General features: G+C 62.2%; 15 protein-coding genes. 9 read left to right on the top strand and 6 right to left on the bottom strand.

Features of this window, described 5'->3' with window-relative positions:
• Positions 1 to 388: 388 nt before the first annotated feature.
• Entirely contained in the window at positions 389 to 565 is a 177-nt protein-coding gene (locus tag ACSYDV_RS00145; protein WP_438321711.1) for a TetR/AcrR family transcriptional regulator, read from the bottom strand.
• A 145-nt stretch (positions 566 to 710) separates the two neighbouring features.
• Positions 711 to 2,018: a spinster family MFS transporter gene (locus ACSYDV_RS00140; protein WP_438321710.1), complete on the bottom strand. Its 1,308-nt coding sequence runs from the start codon at positions 2,016 to 2,018 to the stop codon at positions 711 to 713.
• Positions 2,019 to 2,258: 240 nt separating this feature from the next.
• On the opposite strand from ACSYDV_RS00140, the gene ACSYDV_RS00135 reads away from it, so the two are divergent.
• Positions 2,259 to 3,173: an alpha/beta hydrolase gene (locus ACSYDV_RS00135; protein ID WP_438321709.1), complete on the top strand. Its 915-nt coding sequence runs from the start codon at positions 2,259 to 2,261 to the stop codon at positions 3,171 to 3,173.
• A 202-nt stretch (positions 3,174 to 3,375) separates the two neighbouring features.
• On the opposite strand, the gene ACSYDV_RS00130 is transcribed toward ACSYDV_RS00135, so the two are convergent.
• Positions 3,376 to 4,584, bottom strand: coding sequence for a helix-turn-helix transcriptional regulator (locus tag ACSYDV_RS00130; protein ID WP_438321708.1), 1,209 nt, complete (start codon positions 4,582 to 4,584; stop codon positions 3,376 to 3,378).
• A gap of 224 nt (positions 4,585 to 4,808) precedes the next feature.
• Between ACSYDV_RS00130 and ACSYDV_RS00125 the strand changes: the two genes are divergently transcribed.
• From ACSYDV_RS00125 to ACSYDV_RS00110, 4 genes are all read left to right on the top strand, one after another.
• Entirely contained in the window at positions 4,809 to 7,124 is a 2,316-nt protein-coding gene (locus ACSYDV_RS00125; protein ID WP_438321707.1) for a TonB-dependent receptor, read from the top strand.
• 303 nt (positions 7,125 to 7,427) lie between these two features.
• Positions 7,428 to 8,600 carry a metal-dependent hydrolase family protein gene (locus tag ACSYDV_RS00120; RefSeq protein WP_438321706.1) on the top strand — a complete coding sequence of 391 codons (1,173 nt, stop codon included), beginning with the start codon at positions 7,428 to 7,430 and terminating at the stop codon, positions 8,598 to 8,600.
• 87 nt (positions 8,601 to 8,687) lie between these two features.
• Positions 8,688 to 10,838, top strand: coding sequence for a TonB-dependent receptor (locus tag ACSYDV_RS00115; protein ID WP_438321705.1), 2,151 nt, complete (start codon positions 8,688 to 8,690; stop codon positions 10,836 to 10,838).
• A gap of 181 nt (positions 10,839 to 11,019) precedes the next feature.
• Positions 11,020 to 11,940: an alpha/beta hydrolase gene (locus tag ACSYDV_RS00110; RefSeq protein WP_438321704.1), complete on the top strand. Its 921-nt coding sequence runs from the start codon at positions 11,020 to 11,022 to the stop codon at positions 11,938 to 11,940.
• 263 nt (positions 11,941 to 12,203) lie between these two features.
• Here the strand turns inward: ACSYDV_RS00110 and ACSYDV_RS00105 are convergent, their stop codons facing one another.
• A complete protein-coding gene (locus tag ACSYDV_RS00105) occupies positions 12,204 to 13,271 on the bottom strand; it encodes a YeiH family protein (protein WP_438321703.1) in 1,068 nt (355 codons plus the stop codon).
• Positions 13,272 to 13,384: 113 nt separating this feature from the next.
• On the opposite strand from ACSYDV_RS00105, the gene ACSYDV_RS00100 reads away from it, so the two are divergent.
• From ACSYDV_RS00100 to ACSYDV_RS00085, 4 genes are all read left to right on the top strand, one after another.
• Positions 13,385 to 14,464 carry a LacI family DNA-binding transcriptional regulator gene (locus ACSYDV_RS00100; RefSeq protein WP_438321702.1) on the top strand — a complete coding sequence of 360 codons (1,080 nt, stop codon included), beginning with the start codon at positions 13,385 to 13,387 and terminating at the stop codon, positions 14,462 to 14,464.
• A 280-nt stretch (positions 14,465 to 14,744) separates the two neighbouring features.
• The gene (locus ACSYDV_RS00095) at positions 14,745 to 15,995 is read left to right on the top strand and encodes an MFS transporter (protein WP_438321700.1); all 1,251 of its coding nucleotides are present in this window, start codon (positions 14,745 to 14,747) and stop codon (positions 15,993 to 15,995) included.
• 106 nt (positions 15,996 to 16,101) lie between these two features.
• Positions 16,102 to 17,004 (top strand): aldo/keto reductase, encoded by a 903-nt coding sequence (locus ACSYDV_RS00090; RefSeq protein WP_438322809.1) that lies wholly within the window; start codon positions 16,102 to 16,104, stop codon positions 17,002 to 17,004.
• Positions 17,001 to 18,068, top strand: coding sequence for an LLM class flavin-dependent oxidoreductase (locus ACSYDV_RS00085; RefSeq protein ID WP_438321699.1), 1,068 nt, complete (start codon positions 17,001 to 17,003; stop codon positions 18,066 to 18,068). Before ACSYDV_RS00090 ends, ACSYDV_RS00085 begins: the two co-directional genes overlap by 4 nt.
• Positions 18,069 to 18,174: 106 nt before the next feature.
• Here ACSYDV_RS00085 and ACSYDV_RS00080 read toward each other — a convergent pair whose 3' ends face one another.
• Entirely contained in the window at positions 18,175 to 19,341 is a 1,167-nt protein-coding gene (locus tag ACSYDV_RS00080; RefSeq protein ID WP_438321698.1) for an iron-containing alcohol dehydrogenase, read from the bottom strand.
• Positions 19,338 to 20,675 (bottom strand): spinster family MFS transporter, encoded by a 1,338-nt coding sequence (locus ACSYDV_RS00075; RefSeq protein WP_438321697.1) that lies wholly within the window; start codon positions 20,673 to 20,675, stop codon positions 19,338 to 19,340. The genes ACSYDV_RS00080 and ACSYDV_RS00075 overlap by 4 nt, the downstream gene beginning before the upstream one ends.
• Positions 20,676 to 20,787 lie beyond the last annotated feature (112 nt).

The raw sequence follows: 20,787 nt of genomic DNA, 5'->3' as shown, positions 1-20,787 counted from the left end.
CCACAAGCTTTTCCTCACAAGGCATATCAATGTGCCGCTGCATTGTCTTGTGGCGTTCGGCGACGCTATGTCAGTCGCCGGTCGTGAAGGAGCCGATCAGAGTGAAATATTTGACTTCGCTCGGATTCCAGCGGATTTTTATCGGAACCGATTGTCTCGAAAACTCGCTGAAGGGCTTCGAGCCGCTCGCGGTCTGCACGTTCGATCGCCCATGCGGCGCGCTTGTCTGGCCGCGCCCATCCCCGAACAGCCAAGTCAAACCGAAAGTCGTAGCAGTGCGGGTCTGTCAGGTGCGTGATGAAGCGTTCGATCCGCGCAAGGGGCGACTCGGGGGTGATCTGCGGTAGCTCTTTAGGCAGAAGGCAACATGTCGCTTCCCAATGTGCAATCAACCGGTCGACAAATCTTCGCGGTCGTTGCAGAAGCGATAAAAGCCGCTTCGCGTGACGCCTAGCCGTATCGCCAAGCGATCGATCTTCACTCCGCCAATGCCTTCGTCAATCAGCGTGCGCTTCGCCGCGTCGATCCAGTCTGTCTCGGTTGTCTTTGCTGCGCGTCCAGCCATCGGCGTCCATGTTCCTGCCTCCGGCGCACCCGTCGGACTTGCACCTTTGGAAGCTGTTACCGCTCTTCTGTCCGGGGAAGGGAGAGTGCATCCGGCCCCATCGAAATAGGGAAAGACTGGCCGGAACATCCGCAAGCCGCCTCCGTTAATCCTCCATGTCGTTTCCCAGAGTCCGAGCGGCGCGCAGCATGAGCATGCCGCTCGGCACGAACGTGAACATGACGGTCATTAAAGCGTATCGCAGTCCGTTGGCTGGTCCGTAACTTTGCGCAAACCAATCGCTGAGTGAACCGGCGATCACGGGGCCGAGGCCAAGGCCGATCAGGTTGGCGAAGAAGAAGGCGATAGCCACGGCCATTGCCCGCCGAGCGGAACCGCAGACGGCATGCAAAGCGGAGAACATCGGCGGAATGACGCCGGTCAAGAATATCGACGCGAGGAACAGGGCGCCGGCCATAATGGGAATAGTTGGCGCCATGAATGCCACCAGATAAAGCGGCAAGGCCAGGATCAGGCCCCATCCAGGCAGCCGCGCGGTCCAGGCGATATCGCGTTTGGCGAGATAATCTGTGACGATCCCGCCGCCGATATTGCCGACGATAGCGCCAGCCGCCGACAGCCCGCCGAACAAGGCGCCGGCTTCGGAAATGCTGAGATCATGCACCCGTATCATGAACGAAGCGGTGAAGAGGAGTGCGCCATAGGCCATCAGGAAATAGAGAACCATGGCCCCGATGATATTCCGATAGGACGGCTTTTCGAACAGCGCACGGAACGTCGCGGTGACCGGCTCCTGACTTTGCGCCTTGATGGCGAATTGCGGTAAAAGCCGCGGTTCGGCGAGCATGAAGCGTGTCGCTACGGCCAGCAGAAGGCCCGGTAATCCGACAATGAAGAAAGCCGCGCGCCAGCCATGATGCTGCGCAATCCATCCGCCCGCGACGAGGCCGATCACATAGCCGGCCATCGAGCACATCATGTAGAAGCCGATCGCCTTGGCGCGGCGATCGGGAGGATAATAGTCCGCAATCAGACTTTGCGCGGGCGGGATTGCGCCTGCTTCCCCCATTCCGACGCCCACTCTGGCCAACGCAAGCTGCCAAAAATTATGCGCCATCCCGCACAGGACCGTCATCAGGCTCCACACCGTCAGTGAAATCGTGATGATGAAGCGCCGGTCGCCGCGGTCTGCCCAACGCGCCACCGGGATCCCCAGGGTGGCGTAGAACAAGGCGAAGGATAGGCCCGAAAGCAGGCCGAGCATGGTGTCGGAAACGCCGAATTCCCGTTTGATCGGCTCGAGCAACACGCCGATGATATTGCGGTCGACATAATTGGATGTGCCAACGAGAAAAAGGACGAGGAGGTAGGTGCTGCGTTGGCGGCCGGAGTATAAGTCCCAGCTTTTCGTCTCGCCATCCGGGCGTGGCGTAGGATATTCGGCCGGTGCCACGCTGTTCATCCAATCCCTCTCGATTTGAATTTTTCTGACAAGTTTCGTCCATGCTTGGTCGCGAAAATCCCTTTCAAGTCAACGTAGCGATGACCGCCCAGGCCTTGGTGGAGGCCGTTTTGGCGACATGCGAAACCCTTTTGGCGATACTCGAAAGCTGGGTGGTCTATGTCTTGAGCCACGTCCTGCTCTGGCTAAATCTCAAGCGATCAAGCGGGCGAACCATTTGGAGAGGGAAACATGGACAACGATATTGCATCGGTCGCGGCGTCGGCTCGCTCGCCCATCATACGTCCCGGGGCCGAGCAGTGGGATGTAACCTCGACGATCACGGGGCGCACCTATCGCATCTATGTTTCCCTCCCGGAAGAGGTGCTCCCGCCGCCGCCAGGCGGTTATCCGGTGGTTTACGTCACCGACGCCGACTATATCTTTCACACGGCAGCCGACACGCAGATGATGCTCAGCATCGGCATGCAGGCAAAGCCCGCGATCATTGTTGGGATCGGATATGGCACAGGCGTGATGGCAGCGACGGTGTCGCGGTTCATGGATTTTACCCCGACACCGCCGGGCAAGACTGTCGGTGCGTCCATCGAGGGCGCGCCGATGTTCGAGGGTGCGACCTTCGGAGGTGCCGATGGGTTCCGCCGCTTCCTGCGTGAGGAGCTCAAGCCGCAGATCGACGCCGTCTATGACACCAACAAGAATGATAGCACGCTGTGTGGTCATTCGCTGGGCGGCCTGTTCGCTCTCCATGTGCTGTTTAACGATCCGCAGGCCTACAATGCCTATGTGATTGGTAGTCCGTCGATCATCTGGAACGATGGCGAGATACTCATGGGGGAAGCAAATCTGGCAGCATCGATCGCCAACGGTAACGTCATGCCCAGAGTGTTGTTGACGGCTGGCGGGCTGGAGGAATCTGCCGACAACAATCCGACGCTTCCTCCGGGAATGAGCCGCGAGGACCTGGCCGAAATGTTGAAGGCCGCAGGCGTGATCCAAAACATCAAGGCGCTGGCCGAGCGGCTTGGGGCCATGGCCGGGTCAGCCGACTGCGAGGTCGAAACATTTGTCTTCGACGGCGAGACGCATATCAGCGTGATGGCGCCGATGTTTAGCCGCGGATTGCGATTTGCTTTGAAGCCCTAAGCGTCAAAAGCGATCCTTCCAGTGTGAAACCTGTATCGGATGACAAAGACAATTGGCAGATCTGCAGCGGATCGGCGCCTTTTTCATCCTTCTTCCAGAGCGCTCGACGCGGCGTTGCTTCGTCCTCAGGCGTGCGGAAACGCACGCCTGAGGCAGCCGCTCTTGAATTTCGCGTTGCACGACGCTTGCTCTATTGCGGTGTTTATTGCGCAAGGGGTGCGACGGCGGCCTTCTGCACATCTCTCGATTGGTGGCCACGCTTGCGTAGTTCGCTAGGCGTTGCCCCAAAATGGCGTTGCACCGCTACCGAGAAGCTGGACGCGCGGTTGTAGCCGACCGCATAGGCGATCTGGGAAATCGAAACGTTGCGCTCGCTCAGCATCGACAGCGCATGCTGCATGCGAAGTTCCTGTGTGTAGTCGAACACTGATTGGCCCAGAATCTGGCGGAAGCCGGCGCATAAGCCGCTGCGGCTCAAACCCACTTCGTGCGCGAGGTCTTCCAGCGAGGGCGGCGCCACGAAATTTTCCATCAGAAGGCGTTGGGCCTTCATGACACCTCTAGCCGTCAATCTGGTTGTGTCGGGCGAACCGAAGCTCTCGCTATGTTCGAAAGCCTCGATCGCCTGGCACAGGATTTCAACAGCCTTCGACTGAAGGAACAAGCGGCGGCGCAGACCTTCCAGCGCACTGGCATGGACATCCTCAAGACAGCGCAAAAGGGCCGCGCCCAAGGGAAGCGTCCGTGCAACTGTCGACTCCAGGGCACCCTTGAGGAAAGATTGAAGCACAGCAGGCAATTCGTGCTCCCCGCCGGCATGAAGCGACTTCAATGCCTCGCGGTGGATGAAAATGCACACGAACCGGGTGCAACCTGCGAACGTTGCTTCGGTCGGGGGAGCGTCGGCTGGCTGGATCAGGATGGCGGTGTTCGGCGCGTCCAGACTTACTTTGCTGGCTTGCTGAGCGCCATATTCGCAGTCGCCATTGCTCGTCACGTAAACGCGCAGTGTGTCGGGGAACGACATATGCACCAATTGCGGTATGCCGACTTCCATATCGCCGAACGTGATGAAGAAGCCCTTGGATAGCCCGCAAAACTCGTAGCGTCCGCTGCCCAGAAGCCGGCTGCGCCAGCAGTAATGCAGCGGGTCGCTTAGCGGGACGAGGCCTTCCCATAATGCGTGGGCGCCATCGGTTGGAACGATGCCATAGCCTTGCAGCGGATCGGCGTCCCCGTTCGTGGTGTCTCTGACAAAGGTTGAAACGGTCGGCGCCGCGTTCGAACAGGATTCGGCCGCATGCGCAGCATCCCGCCGCTCCGTCACCTCATCTGGTCCGCCCCGTTCGACTGCCATCCCGTCGCCAGCGGTGGATTGGACGTTCGGAGTGTCGTTGACTTGTCGGTGCATCCCATTTCTCCGTCCCGCCTACCTCGACGTGAAATGGCCGTCAGGTCAACATCTAGATGGCGCAGACGCCGCTAGCGAAGGCGTATTGGCGATATTCGAAAACCTTTTGGACACGCTCGAAAGCGGTGCGGCGTACATCGTGACTGCAATCCGGGCGTCTTCAAACCTAACGCATCAGACCCGGGAGCCATAGGCGGAGGTGGGATATGCGCGACAAAAATATCGTGATCGACAGCGACGGGCATGGTGGGCGGGTCGCGCCAACCAAAAGGGTTTTTCGCCGATCGGCAAGCTTGCTTGCGCTTTGTCTCGCAGTATCCGCTGGAGACGCCTATGCGCAAGCGGAGGCGCAAGCTTCGGCGCAGTTGACGACGGCAGAGTCGAACGATGCGAACTCCGGCGAGATCGTCGTGACGGCGAGCAAGCGCGGCGAGAAATTACGCGATGTGCCGTCCGCAATTACCGTGCTCGGCGGCGATGAGCTCGACAATTTGGGCGTCCAGACCGTCCGCGACTATGCGACGTTGACGCCAGGTCTGGTCGTCGAAGACACGGGCGCTCCGGGATATGGGAAGGTGTCCATCCGCGGCTTGACGACGGGTTCGCTGCAGCAATCGGCGACAACGGTCTATTATCTCGACGACGTGCCATTCACAGCCAGTTCTGCCAATGGCGGGGGATCCTTCATCGCGCCGGAGCCTGAACTCGCCGACATCGATCGCATCGAAGTGTTGAAGGGCCCACAGGGCACGCTCTACGGCGCTTCGAGTCTCGGCGGCGTCATTCGCCTGATTTCGAAGCGGCCCGATGCATCTCGCTTTTCGGGAAGCGCGCGGGCGGAGTTGACCGCGATCGAAGGTGGCGGCACCGGTTATTTGCTGAACGGCTCCCTCAATGTTCCGCTGATATCAGATCGGCTCGCCGTGCGCGCGACGGGCTTTTACCGCCGCGCGCCGGGCTATGTCGACAATGTTGGCACAGGCTCGAAAAACGTCAACGAGAGCGTCTCGAAGGGCGCGCGGCTCGCGATTGGCTGGACGCCGACCGATCGGTTGACCGTCGATATCGTCGGCATGATCCAGGACACAGAGACCAGGGGGCTCGCCGCCCAGGATGTCGCGCCGGGTACGTCCACGCCAATTTTTGGGGCGCGCCAATACAGCAATTTCTTCGATGCCCCGACGAATGTTCAATACCGTCTGGCTTCCATCACGGGGAAATATGCGGTCGGTATCGGGCAACTGATCGCCAGTGCAGCCTATCTTGAGAGCGAGCTGCAAGTCGATCGGGACGTCAGCTCTACCTATGCGCCCTTTTTCCCGTTATTCGCTCAGTTGGGCTATATTTATCCGGCAAACACCGGAGCGGCCGTGATCTCCACGATCCCCCAGAAGAAGAAGGCCGCGGAACTGCGGTTCGTCTCCGATCGTCTGGGCCCGGTCGAATTCATCGTCGGGGGTTTCTACACCGAAGAGCGTTCGTCGATACCGACCGACATCGTGGCCCGCGACGCCGCCACCGATACCCAGCTTCCCGGCGACTTGGGCTTCATTGTCCGGTCCCCGGTTAAAGATCGTTATGAAGAACTCTCGGCCTTCGGCAACCTGACCTATTATCTGACCGACAATCTCGATGTTACCGGCGGCATACGTTACGCCCGCTACAAGGAGAATTTCACGCTGGCGTACAGCGGGATCTATTATGACATTTTCCTCGGCGGTCCTCAGCAAATTCCGCCATTTGAAGGCAGCGACGACAAGATCAATTATCTTGCGACCTTGCGTTGGCGGCCCACCTCTACACTCAGCGCCTTTCTACGCGCCGCAAGCAGCTTCCGGCCCGGTGGACCACAGCCTGCCGCGATCCTGCCACCGGGCGCGCAGGCTCAGATCCGGCCCGATACGGTCTGGAATTACGAAGCCGGATTCAAGGCGGACATTATCGACCGGACATTTAGCATCCAGGCTTCAGTCTATCAGATCGACTGGAAGGATATTCAGCTCTACACCATTTTCCAATCGCAGCAGCTGCTCGCCAACGCAGGCAAGGCGAGAGTGCAGGGCTTCGAACTTCAGTTGAACGCGCGGCCGACGCGCTTGCTGAGCATCGGCGCGAATGTCGGGCACACCGATGCGCGGATTACGCAGGTCGACCCGGGCGTCACGGCCTTGATCGGCGCTGCCGCTGGCGATCCCATTCCTCAAACCCCGCGCTGGACGGTATCCGCTACCGTGGATCAGCGCATTCCACTTGGTGCAGATATCGAAGGACAACTGGGTGCGACGGTTCGCATGCAGTCGCACAAATTCACGTCATACCCGGGCAGTGTCAGCAATCCCAATGTGCGGTTGCCGGACGTCACCACGGCCGATCTGCGTGCGGGCCTTCGTTACCAGCGCTACCAGCTCCAGGTGCGCGCTGAAAACCTCTTCGACCGAAATGGGGTTATCAACTATGTTTCTGCGGGGCCAAGTGCCCCTGCGGCCGCCTATTTGATCCGCCCGCGCAGCTTTACCTTGTCACTCAGCACCGACTTTTAGCGTGGGCGCCCGGCGATCTGCAATGGGCCGCGCCTGTTGGCCGCGGTCAGCGACAAATGGCGCGCTGTCGGGTTTTCCCGGTGGGGAATCTGGCCGCGGGGCGTCCGCCGCTTTTGCGGATGATCAGCCCCGGCGCGACGGTCCGGAAACCGCCGGTGCAGCCCAATCGACCAGGAAGAAAGACCGCGCATTCAGTCAGCGCCCGAAGTTTCCTTCAACCTCCTTCACCGAAGTTATCAGCACATGATCTTATTGGAAAACGCCCGCATTTTTGATGGTAAGAATGCAGAATGCGCCGAAGGAATGTCGGTCCTGATTGAGCAGGGCGCGATAAAGGAGGTGTCTGATCGCCGGATCAAGGCCGATGCGCAGCGGATCGATGTCGCCGGCAAGACGCTCATGCCCGGCCTGATTGACCTGCACATTCACGCCTATTTCTCCGATCTCAACGCCAAGGTGGTCGACGGCCGCGATGCGCCCTACCGGACCGCGCACGCGGTCCAGAAACTCGGCCACGCGCTGGATTGCGGCTTCACCACCGTCCGCGACATCGGCGGCGGCGATTATCCCTTGGCTGCGGCGATCGCAGACGGTCTGATCCGTGCGCCGCGCTTCTTCTACGCCGGCAAGGTCTTGTCGATGACCGGGGGGCACGTCGATTATCGAACGCCCAACGAAATGCACCATGCCCATGGCTATTGTTCGTGCGGATCGATGAACTGGGGCGGCGTCGTGGTCGACGGTGTCGACGAATGCATCAAAGCCGCGCGCGAGGAACTGCGCCGCGGTGCCCATTGCATCAAGATTACCGCGTCGGGCGGAGTGATGTCGCCGAGCGACCCGATGTGGATGAACCAGTTTCGCGAGGATGAGATTCGCGCAATCGTCGGCGAAGCCGCCGAACGCCGAACCTATGTGTCGGCGCATTGCCATCCGGTCAGCGCGATCCGCCGCTCGATCGAGTTCGGGGTCCGTTGCATCGAGCATGGGACGCTGATTGATGCCGACACCGCGAAATTCGTCGCTGAACGGGGCTGCTATGTCGTGCCCACGATGTCGGTCATTTTCGTCACGATGGAAATAGGCGCGAAGCTGGGCATGACGCCCGACAGTATGGCGAAGCTCGAGGTTGCGGCGGATGCGGCGATCGAGGGCCTCCAGCACATGCGCGATGCCGGGGTGAAGATGGGCTTTGGCACCGATCTGCTCGGGGCGACCTACAATCAGCAGTGCCGCGAGTTCGAGTTCCGGAGAGAAGTATTTACCCCGCTGGAAATGCTGCGCCAGGCGACATCCATAGGGGCGGAGATTTTGATGCAGGAAGGGATGCTCGGCTGTGTCCGGCCCGGTGCGCATGCCGACCTGATCGTCGTCGACGGTGATCCGCTCACGGATATCGGGCTGCTTGCCGCCGATGGACGCAAGCTGGACCTGATCATGCGCGCCGGCGAGATCGTGAAGAACCGGTTGATCTGAGACCCGACGCCGCGCCGACATGGAGCAATCAAGATAAAGGCTGTCGAACAGAGCCCACCAAATAGAAATGGGAAGATGGATATGCGAATGAAGATGAAGGCGGCTCTACTGGCAGGATTGGTTCCCGTGCTGGCGCAACCTGCGATGGCACAAGCTTCTGCGGAGTCTGACACTGCCGATACCATTGCGGCAGAAGATGACGGCGCATCGTCCTCAGGCGAAATCGTTGTGACCGCGCGCAAGCGCTCCGAACGCCTTGTCGAGGTTCCGGCGACGATCAATGTCTTCTCGTCCAAGGATTTGGCGCCTTCCGGCAATCTCACCATCAACGATCTATCGACCAAATTGCCGAACTTCTTCATTGCCGCGCCGCGGGCCACGCGGATATCGGTTACGATGCGCGGGCTTGGCGTGCCGGGCGTCGGGCTCTACATCGATGGCGTTTATCAGCCTTCAGATGTGGCCTTCGCCATTCCGCTATTCGATCTCGAACGCGTTGAAGTGCTCAAAGGCCCGCAGGGAACGCTCTATGGGCGCAACGCATATTCGGGCGCGATCAGCTATGTCACGCGCGCACCGACCAATGATTTCGAAGGCGAGATGAACGCCGAAGTGGGCAATGCCGGAACGCTCCGCGGTTCTGCAACCGTCGCTGGGCCGATCGTTGAAGACCTGATCACCGCGCGGGTGTCGGGAACGATCCAGCGTCGCTCGGGCTTCCGCAATTTCAGTGATGGCAGCGACGCGGACCGGGATAATTACGAGGCGTTTAGCGGCCGCGTGATGATCGCGCCCTCCACAAATCTGACGGTGGATCTCAAATATGCCTATGTGAACAAGCTTGGGCCATCGTTCCTCTACCACCAGGTTGCGGATATCAATGACAAGCGCGGCCGCCTGTTGTTGACTCCGGTATTTGGTCCGGCAACCGGCGTGCTCGCCGGCAGCCGTCCCCAAAGCCGCCTGCGCAGCAACAGCTATTCGGGCAAGATCACCTTCTCGGCAGACGCGTTCGATCTGATCAGCACCACAGCCTACAACAGGCTGCACTTCAGCGACACATATGATGCCGACCTGAACACGCCGGACAATTTCGCGGCGCGCGGGACAGGCGCGCTGCGTGATTTCAGCGAGGAGGTGCGGATTCAGTCGACCGGCAATGGCCCCTTTAAATGGCTTGTCGGCGGATATTATAATCGCGGCGCCAATGGCGATTGCTCTGACTGCGGTGGTCTTTTTGGAGGCATTGCGCTCGGCAGTCGATCGATCGCGCAAGCAGTACCGCCGGTCTTCTACCGTGCGTTGGCCGCCTTCACCGACCTGGAATACAAGATCGGCGATCATCTCGTGATCGGGGCAGGCGCGCGCTATGATGACCTCAAGCAGGAACTCAGGCCGGCGACCGGAGCCGCACTAAAAGGTCGCTTTCATGGCTTCCAGCCCAAGGTGACGGCTCGCTACCTGTTCACGCCAGACACCCAGATATATGGCTCGATCACGAAGGGTTTCACTCAGGGTGGTTTCAACTCTTCACTGGTCGGCACCGGCAGCCCGCTGGCGACCTATCCCAACCAGCGACTTTGGCAATATGAGGCCGGCGTAAAAACCAATTTCGATGATCGGCGCGGCAGCCTTTCCGTCGCCCTGTTCTATATCGATGCACAGTCGTTCAACGCCGCTGCGACGGTTCCGACGCCACTCGGACCGCGCGTCGTGCAGGTCGCCGTCGGCAAGCTCGAATCCTACGGCGTCGAAGTCGACGCGTCGTATCGCATCATTCCCGAGTTCGTGGTGGACTTGAGCGGCGGCTACAATCGCGTCCGTCCGACCGTCCTTTCGCCCACCATCGCGCCGGGTGTCGGCAATGTCGGGGAACAGTTCCAGCGCGCGCCGAAATGGAGCTACCGTCTCGCTGCGACCTACACCCAGCCAGTGTCCGACGATGTGTCGTTCGAGGTCAACGGAGCGGTCAATGGCGTCGGGCCCACGCACTTCTGCGGCGAAGCGCAAGTTTTCGGACCGTGCCCTACGCGCAATGCCTACACGCTCGTGGACGCTAGCGCATCTCTTGTGTGGTCACGTTACCGGATCTCGCTGTTTGCGAAAAATCTGCTCGACAAGACTTACGCGACAGACTTTTTGGCGGCGACGGCTCTGGCCCAGTTCGGTGCGCCGTCCGCGGGCTCGGTATATGGTGATCCACGTTACTGGGGCGTGCGCGCAAACGCGAAATTCTGATGCCATCGGGTGACCGGTTGACGGGAGAGGCCATCTCTGGGCGTCAGTCCGTCGCAGCGGACAGGGTTCGGCGAAATATGCGAGGCTCGGCGGCTCGGAACGGCGTCTTTGAGCAGCAGCAGCGCCATCGTCGGCTATCGCCAAAACAAAGGGACGGACTGTGATCGATCGGAGGAAATTCATGGAGAGCGGCCTGAGCGTAACAGCCGTGCTCGGCGCAACACAGCTCAATGCCGGGGCGGCGCACGCAGAGCAGCGGCCGCCGATAGAGTCGAAGGGAGCTCCCTGGCCACTCCGGGACAGTCAGGCCTTCGAATTTCGGTCGAGGGCAATAGGCGACACGATTGCGGTTGGTATCTGGTCCAGCGTCCGGCCGGGGCCATCGAAGGAAGCAAAGCCCGTGCCGCTGGAACTGGTGTACGTTCTTGACGGGTCATTCGTCCTTGCAGTTGCTGCGGCGTCTTGCAGGTTGCTGAGCGCCGACCTCGTCAATCCGGGATTCCCGCCCGTCTTGCTGGTCGGGCTCGACTATCCGGAAGGCAGGCCAAACGCGCGCACCCGCGACTATACCATGACGGATTCGGTTCCCGACTATATGGGCAAATTGCTGGGGGCGGGAACGCCGGAGACAACCCCGGGGGGTGCCGATCGGTTTCTGGAGTTTCTCGAGAGCGAACTGGATCCGTTCCTACGCTCCAGATATGAGATCAAAGAAGGCCCGGCCGGAATACTCGGTGACTCATTCGGCGGCACTTTCACCTTCTACGCGTTTCTGCGGCAATCGAAGCTCTTTAATCGATATTGGCTAGGAAGCCCGGGCATTTTCGAGACCCGGGCCGATTATGTTGCACAGTTCGAGACGTGTCTGAGCCGTTCGCTGGTCCACCCGACCAAAATGTTCCTTTCGATCGGTACCAGAGAGATGGCAGGAGGGGTCGGTTTTTACGAAGAGATCGGTCGAAGCTTCAACCGGACTGTGAGCGCCTTGTCGAGAAAGTCGCCGAACAACCTGACATGGTCGGCCAAAACCTACGAAGGCCATACGCATACGTCCGTTTTGATGCCGGCATTAAATGATGCTCTGATCCATCTTTACGATTAGAGCCCTGCATAGCCTGAAGACTATCAGGCCTGTCAGGGCGGACTTTCCTTCCAAGCTTGGTAGCATTGCCGAGCCGACTGGCCTTTTGATCTACTGTTCCGAGTACGAACTTGGAATCGGAGGGCCTGCGGCAATAATTCGCCCGCTGGGCGACGACAGACTGCCCTAGCAGAGCTCGACAGTCCGCTTCCGCTTGTGTCGAGCTGGAAGCGAACTGTCTCCTAACGACCATCGGCGGCCGTGTACAATCCTGGTAGAGCGGCTCAGACTATCACAAACGCGAAGATCAGCGACAGTGTGAAACTGGTGACGGAGGCGAGCGCGACCGGAGCGATCGCGCGCCAGCCCGTTTCGAGCAGCAGGTCCATTCGCGTGCGCATCGCGGTCGCGGTTACCGCGAGCAGCAGCAGCGCCTTCGATGCCGTCAACGCGCCGTCCCGTACGGTATCGGGGACTGGCACAACGCTGTTCAGAGTTACCATCGCGAAGAAAGCAACGATGAACCAAGGCAGGGCGAGCCGGCGCCAGATGCGTGGATTGCTGCCATCTTGGGGCTTGAGGAGCAGTCCAACGAGCGCGACCACGGGCGCGAGGAGGGCCACGCGTGCGAGCTTGACGATCGTCGCGCTCGCCCCGGCTGCATCGGAAAAAGCATAGCCGCCACCGATCGCCTGCGCGACGTCGTGGATCGACGCGCCGATAAGAAAGCCGGCTTGCGCATCGTTCAGGCCGAATTTGCCTGCCAGAAGGGGATAGATCGTCATCGCCAACGCGCTTGCCAGCGAGACGCCGACCAGGGTCAGCGCGAACTGCGCTTGCGACAGGCGCTGGCGCCCGATCACACTGTAAAGCGCGAGCGCCGCGCTGGCGCCGCAAATCGCCGTCGCCCCGCCCGCCAGCAACCCCACATAGGATGTCTGCCCCGACAATCGTGCGCCCAGAAACCCGGCCCCCATGGTCAATGTCATGATGACGATCAGCGCCGCAAACGGCATCGGGCCAAGCACCGCGATCTGCATAAAGGTCACCTGCAATCCCAGGATGACGATGCCGATGCGCAGAAAGCTACGCGACGCGAAGTCCAGCCCGCGATGCGTAGCCTCGTTCGACGACATGAAATTCAGCGATAACCCGACCAGCAGGCCCAGCAGGATGATTGGAAAGCCATAATGGTCGGACAGCCACGCGGCCGCCCCCGATGCCGCCGCGCAGGCCGCGAGCCCCGGAAACAGGCTGCGTTTCGGCGCGGTCCCGGCTGCGGCCTGCGCCAGTTGCAATTCGCCGAACAGGTCGCCCCCGCTCGGCAGATTGTTCCAATGCGCGTGACGCATCGACGTCAATTCGTTTCTGTCCAACGCTGTCATAGTGGCGACATATCGCCAACCCGCGTCTGCGCGCAAGGCTTCTCTTGCGATGCCGGACCTGACTCGCCAAAGCGGATGCGGTGGCCAAGGTGGCCGAGCGGGAGATGCGCAGCCGTGACGAGGATTTGCAAGCCGGGTGCGGAGCGTTTGCGCGCATGACCCGGGCGACGATCAAGGATGTCTCGCGGGTCGCCGGTGTGTCGATCAAGACCGTGTCGCGCGTGCTCAACAAGGAACGCTATGTCAGCGACGACATGCGGCAAAAGGTCGAGGAGGCGGTCGCGCGCCTCAACTATCACCCCAGCCAGGCGGCACGGACGCTGGCCGGGAAACGATCGTTCCAGATCGGCCTGATCCATGACAACCCCAGCCCCTATTATATCTTCAACATGCAGGCGGGGGTCGGACAGCGCTGTCGCGAGGCGGATTTCCGGATGATCGTCCAGCCGTGCGACGTCAATTCGCCCGGCCTCGTCGATGACATCGGCGCGCTGATCGATCAGGCACAGCTCGACGGCATCATCATGACCCCGCCGGTGACCGACGTCGGCACCGCACTCGCCGAACTGTTTCGACGCAAGATTCCCGTTGTGCGCGTCCAGCCCGGTACCGATCTGACCGCGACGTCGGCGGTTTACATCGACAATGTGCAGGCCGCCGACGACATGACCGCCTATCTGATTTCGCTCGGCCATCGCCGCATCGGCTTCGTGACCGGCCATGGCAATTATTTCGCCAGCGGTCAGCGGCTGACCGGATACCGGCTGGCGTTGCAGCGCGCGGGGATCGGCTTCGATGCGGCGCTGGTGTTCCCCGGCCATTTCGATTTCCTGTCGGGCGCCGCTGCGGCCGAAGCGTTGCTGGCGCTCGACGCGCCGCCGACCGCGATCTTTGCGAGCAGCGACGACATGGCGGCGGGCGTGCTCGCCGCGGCGCATCGGCTGGGGATCAGGGTGCCCGAACAATTGTCGGTCGCAGGCTTCGACGACACCGACCTCGCGCAGGTCGTCTGGCCGGCGCTGACCACGATCCATCAGCCGATCCGCGACCTGGGCTACGCCGCCGCCGATTTGCTGCTCGCCTTCGGCGAGACGATCGAGCGGCGGCAATTGCCGCACGAACTGATCGTGCGAGGTTCGACCGCAGCGCCGGGCGAATAGTTAGGAAGGGCCGTATTCGGTCGGGAGCGGACGTAAAATCCTCCTCGCTTGCGGGGAAGGGGGCCGCCGCCGAAGGCGGTGGCGGAGGGGGCTTTCGGCCCTCAGCAACGCTCCTTGAGGACGCGCATCCCCCTCGGTCAGCGCTGCGCGCTGCCACCTCCCCACAAGTGGGGAGGATTGTCTTGGGCCCAAAAATACCAATTCGACCAAAAAGCCCTTGTCCTTTTCCATATGACAACGTTATCTTATCGGGCAATAACAGATTCGGGGAGAGACGATCTTGGCGCAAATCGCCGACAGACGCCGCTGGCTGGTGGTGGGACTCGTGTTCGTCGCGATCGTCCTCAACTATGTCGACCGCCAGATCCTCGCGCTGCTGAAACCCACGCTGCAACTCGAATTCGACTGGTCGGACCGTGATTACAGCCACATGGCCTCGGCCTTTCAGTTCGCGGCGGCGCTCGCCTTCCTTGGCACCGGCTGGTTCATTGACCGCGTCGGGCTTCGCTGGGGCTTCGCGATCGGGGTCGGCGTCTGGAGCCTGGCCGGCATGGCGCACGCCTTTGCTACCACCGTCTCGGGCTTCGTCGCGTCGCGCGCCGTCCTCGGCGCGGCGGAATCGATCGGCACCCCCGCTGCGGTCAAGACCGCCGCGACTTATTTCAACGCGAAAGAGCGGAGTTTCGTCCTCGGCCTTGGCGGCATCGCCCCGAATGTCGGCGCGATCCTGACGCCTTTGCTGATTCCCGTCATGGCCCTGATGTGGGGGTGGCAGGCGACCTTCCTGATCGCGGGCGGGCTCGGCCTCGTCTGGGTCGTCGTCTGGCTGATGGTCCGCATTCCCGAACAGCCGAATGCCGCGCGCGACGCCGCCGCGCCGAAGATCGCGTGGAGCAGCCTGCTGCGCGACCGCCGCCAATGGGCGGTGATCCTGGGCAAGGCGCTGACCGACCAGGTGTGGTGGTTCCTGCTCTTCTTCATGCCCGACCTGTTCCATCGTCTCTTCGGCCTGACGCAGGGGACGCTCGGGCTCCCCGTCGCTTTTGTCTATCTGATGGCGGCGTTCGGCGGCATCACTGGCGGTTTTCTGCCATCCTATCTGATGACCCGCCGGGGCTGGACCGTGAATGCTGCGCGCAAGACCACGATGTTGATCTATGCGCTGCTGATCGTTCCGGTGCCGTTGCTCGTCGGTGTCGATAGCGCCTGGACGGCGGCGATGATCCTCGGCCTCGCGCTCTTCGCGCATCAAGGCTTCTCGACCAATTTGTTCGGCCTGACCACCGACGTTTTTCCCGCGCGAATCGTCGGCTCGGCGATCGGCATCGGCGCCTTTGCCGGCAATCTGTCGGGCATGGCGATGATCGAGTTCGCGGGCTGGTCGCTCGACACGGGCAGGGGCTATATGCCGATGTTCCTCGTCTGCGCCGGCACCTATCTTGTCGCGCTCGCGGCGATCCACCTCATCCTGCCGCGCCTTATTGCCATCGACGAAGACGACGACGGCGAAGTGCAAGTCCTGGCACATTGAGACCCATCCTTGTCATCCCCGCGAACGCGGGGATGACTAAACAGATAAGCCGAACCGTAAAAGAAACCCGCTTTCCCATTCCGAACTTTTGGAGTATATGACAGCGATGTCAGATTTTCTTCCCGCTCCCGCCCATATGACCCTCGCGGGTCATGACGTCGCTCCCATCGCGTGGGGCATGTGGCGCTTCGCCGGCGCCGATGTCGCAACCGCCCGTGCGCGGCTCGACGCCGCGTTCGAGGCGGGGGTCACCTTGTTCGACACCGCCGACATCTATGGCTGCGACACCCCCGACGGATTCGGCTCAGCCGAAGCTTTGCTGGGTAAGGTCTTTGCCGAAGCGTCCGAACTGCGCGACCGCATGGTGCTGGCGACCAAAGGCGGGATCGTCCTCGGCGTGCCTTATGATAGCAGCGCGGCCTATCTGACCTCGGCGATCGATATCTCGCTGAAGCGCCTGCGCACCGACCATGTCGAGCTGTGGCAGATTCACCGCCCCGACCTGCTCACCCATCCGCAGGAAATCGCGCGGACGCTGGAGGATGCACATCGCGCGGGCAAGATCGGCGCGATCGGTGTGTCGAACTTCACGCCCGCGCAGACCCGCGCGCTCGCGCACCATCTGACCGTCCCGCTGGTCAGCCATCAGAGCGAATTTTCGCCGCTGCACCTCGACCCGCTGTTCGACGGCATCTTCGACCAGTCGATGGAGCGCGGCATGTCTTTCCTCGCCTGGTCCACCCTTGGCGGTGGCCGGCTCGGCGATCCGGCCGACGAGCGCACGCGCGCAGTCGCCGGACTGCTCGATGCGAAGGCGGCCGAATATGACGTCTCGCGCGCCGCCGCGACCTACAGCTGGGTGATGGCGCATCCCGCGCGCCCGATCCCCATCGTCGGCACGCAAAATCCGGACCGGATCAAGGACATTCCGCAAGCCTTCGCCCCGCGCTGGACGCGCGCCGAATGGTACGCGGTGCTGCAAACATCGATGGGGGAGAATCTGCCATGACCAACCGCTCGTGCGAAGTCAGCTGGTTTTCGGCGCTCTGCGACGACGACTATGAATTTCTGGGTGTTCCCGACCCGATGCTCAAGTCGAGCTGGGAGCATTGCCGCGATATCGTGGTGCAGGCGGATACCCTTGGGTTCGACAATATCCTGCTGCCATCGGGCTATGCGCTCGGCATCGACACCACCGCCTTTGCGGCGGCAATCGCGACGATGGTCAAGCGCATCCGCCTGCTGATGGCGGTGCGCATCGGTGAAAGCTGGCCGCCGCAGCTCGCGCGCCAGATTGCGACGATCGACCAGATCCTCGGGGGCCGCCTGACGGTCAACATCATCTCCTCCGACATGCCGGGCGAGACGATGGAGTCCGAACCGCGCTACCGCCGCACGGTCGAGGCGATGCATATCCTGAAAACGCTGCTCAACGGCGAAGCGCTCGACCATGACGGCGAGTTCTGGAAGCTGCAGGTCGCACCCGCGCGCGTCGGCACCGTCTCGGGCAAGGCGCCGCCGCTCTATTTCGGCGGGCTGTCGCCGGCTGCGCGCGACGCCGCCGCCAAGGGTTGCGACGTCTTCCTGATGTGGCCCGACCGCGAAGAGGTGGTGAAGGACATCATCGCCGACATGACCGCACGCGCCGCCGCCTACGGCCGCACCCTTAAATTCGGCTACCGCGCGCATATGATCGTGCGCGATACCGAAAGCGAAGCGCGCACCGCCGCCGACCGCCTGCTGTCGAAACTCGACGCCGCGAAGGGCGCCGAGATCAAGGCCAAGTCGCTCGACTCGCAGTCGTTCGGCGTCAACGCCCAGGTCGCCCTGCGCGAAGCCGCATCCGACGACGGCTATGTCGAGGATAATTTGTGGACCGGCGTCGGCCGTGCCCGTTCGGGCTGCGGCGCCGCGATCGTCGGCGACCCCGATCAGGTGCTCGCGAAGCTGAACCGCTATCAGGACATGGGAATCGAGGCGTTCATCCTGTCCGGCTACCCGCACGCCGCCGAAGCCGACCTCTTCGCGCGTCACGTGCTGCCGAAAATGAAGCACGGCCCGCTGGAACTGTAACGCCGGGAAAGGGATGCCCCGCCTCCTCGATGAGACGTAGGAGAGAGGGAGACGGGGCGAGCGCGCTTAAGCAGAGCGCGCCTTGCCCGTCGATTAACCGAAGGTCTTATCCCGCCCAGACCTGCGCGTAGAGCATCGCCATCTCTTCCGCGTCGGGCACGCGCGGGTTATTCGCGGGCGAGCCTGACGCCGCCGCCTGCGCGCACATCGTCGGCACCAGCGCGTCCCAACGCGCCGCGTCGATCCCCCACGCCGCCGGCCCCGGAACCTCGAGTTCGCGGTTCAATGCCGCCAGCTCGTCGAGCAGCCGCGCCACCGCCGCCTGATCGCCCTCGGCCTCGTCCGCCACCCCCATCGCGCGTGCGCAATCGGCGTAGCGATGTAGCGCGGCGGGCGCCGACCAGGCGGTTACCGCAGGCAGCAGCATCGCGTTCGACAGCCCGTGCGGGACGTGAAAATGCGCGCCGATCGGCCGGCTCATCCCGTGAACCAGCGCGACCGAGCTGTTCGAAAAGGCGATCCCCGCCTGCGTTGCGCCGAGCATCATTGCCTCGCGCGCGGCGGCATCCATCGGGTCGCTGCACACGCGGCGCAGGTTCGGCGCGAGCGCGCGCATCGCGAGCAAGGCCATGCCATCGCTGAATGGGTTGGCGCGCTTCGACACATAGGCCTCGATCGCATGGACCAGCGAGTCGATGCCGGTGTCGGCGGTCAGCCTTTTGGGCTTGGTGAAGGTCAGCTCGTAATCGACGAGTGCCGCGATCGGCAGATAGGCGAGCCCCGGACACAGCATCTTCTCGTCGGTCGTCTCGTCGGTGATGATCGTGAAGCGCGTCGCCTCCGACCCCGTGCCCGCCGTCGTCGGGATCGCGATCACCGGCAGGCCCGGCGCGTCCTGCACATGCGGCGCCTTGTAATCGGCCATCGCCCCGCCGAACCGGCCGAGCAGCGCGATCGCCTTGGCACTGTCGAGCGGGCTCCCGCCACCAAAGCCGACGACGCAGTCGTGGTCGCCCTCCAGCAGATACGCAACCCCAGCATCGACCGAAGCCACCGTCGGATCGGGCACCGTATCGGCAAATACCTGCGAAGCGATCCCCGCCGCCGCGAGCCCGTCGACCAATTCCGCAACGCGCCCGCTGCTCACCAGCCAGCCATCGGTCACGACCAGCGGCCGCGACAGTCCCAGCGATGCCAGCACCTCGGGCAATTGCTTCGATGCCCCGCCGCCGATGCGGAAGATGCGGGGCAGGGCGATACTCGCGATACTCAACTGACCATCTCCTCGCGGATCGTTTGGCGCGCCATCCAGAACAGCGCCGAGGCGAGCGCGCCGAACAGGATGAAGATCATCAGCGACCAGCGCACGCCCTCGGCCGACCCCAGCCCCATCGGGCCCGACAGGAAATCGCTGACCGCGCCGACCCCGAGCGGGCCGAGGCCCAGCCCGAGCAGGTTGATGATGAACAGCAACACCGCCACGGCGGTCGCGCGGGTCTGCGGCCGCACCAGCCCCTGCACGGCGGCGAAGCCCGGCCCGTACCAGAGCGTGTTCAGCACCGGCGGAAAGGCGAACATGACCAGCGCGAACACCGCTGAATCGGCCATCAATCCCGCGATGTAAAAGGGTATGCCCAGAAAAGTCGAAACCGCCGGGATGGCCACATAAGCGCGCAAATCGCGCGCGCCATATTTATCGGCAAGCTGCCCGCCCATCCACGTCCCCACCGCGCCGGTCAGCCCCAGCACGATGCCCAGCGCAACGCCCAGAAACCCCGTCAGGCCCAGCCCGAAACCACCCGCGATCACGGTCAATTCCTCGGCATGGTTGCGAAAGAAAAAGGGGGCGAGGAACGCGGCGGCGCCATAGCCGATGAACGCCTTGATCGCGGCGGCAAAGGCGATCAGCCAGAAGGTCCGCTTGCCACGGATCTCGGCCATCGCGGTCTTGAAGTCGGGCCGCGAGGCTTTCAGCGCATCCAGATCGGCATTCATCTGTTGCCGCCGCGGCTCTTTCAGCGTCGTCCACGCGATCAGCGCCATCACCACACCGGGCGCGCCCGCAACGAGGAACGCGGTGCGCCAGCCATAAGCGTCGGCGATCAGCCCGCCCATCGCCAGTCCGATCAGCCCGCCCAAGGGAATGCCGAGCGAGTAGAAAGCGAGCGCCGACGCCCGCTTTTCTTTCGGCGTATAGTCGGTGATCAGCGAATGCGCGGGCGGCGTACACCCCGCTTCGCCGATCCCGACCCCTATCCGGCACAGCACCAACTGGACGAAATTCTGCGCAAAACCGCAGGTGACGGTAAAGATGCTCCATAGCCCCGCCGCCACCGCGATGATCCGCGGCCGATCGCCCGTCTCGGCGAACCGCGCGATCGGAATGCCGAGCACGGTATAGAAAAGCGCAAAGGCGAGGCCCGTCATCACCCCCAACTGCCAGTCGGCCAGATGCAGCTCATTCTTGATCGGCTCGGCCAGGATCGAGACGATCTGCCGGTCCAGAAAGTTGAGGATATAGATGATCAGCAACACCGTCAGCGCGTAGCGGCGATAGGCCAGAGACACGGGCGGTACGACGGGCAGGGCGGGGGCTTCGCTTGTCATCTCATCCTCTCAAGATCTTTAGTTCGTCACCCCCGCGAAGGCGGGGCCCGCCATCGGCCTTGGTCGGGGCCGCAGTGTAAATGGACAGCGGCCCCCGCCTGCGCGGGGGCGA

Source organism: Sphingopyxis selenitireducens (genome assembly GCF_051550705.1).
Lineage (GTDB): Bacteria > Pseudomonadota > Alphaproteobacteria > Sphingomonadales > Sphingomonadaceae > Sphingopyxis.
Note: the sequence above shows the minus strand (reverse complement) of the source record. Positions and strands in the feature narration are given on the sequence as shown.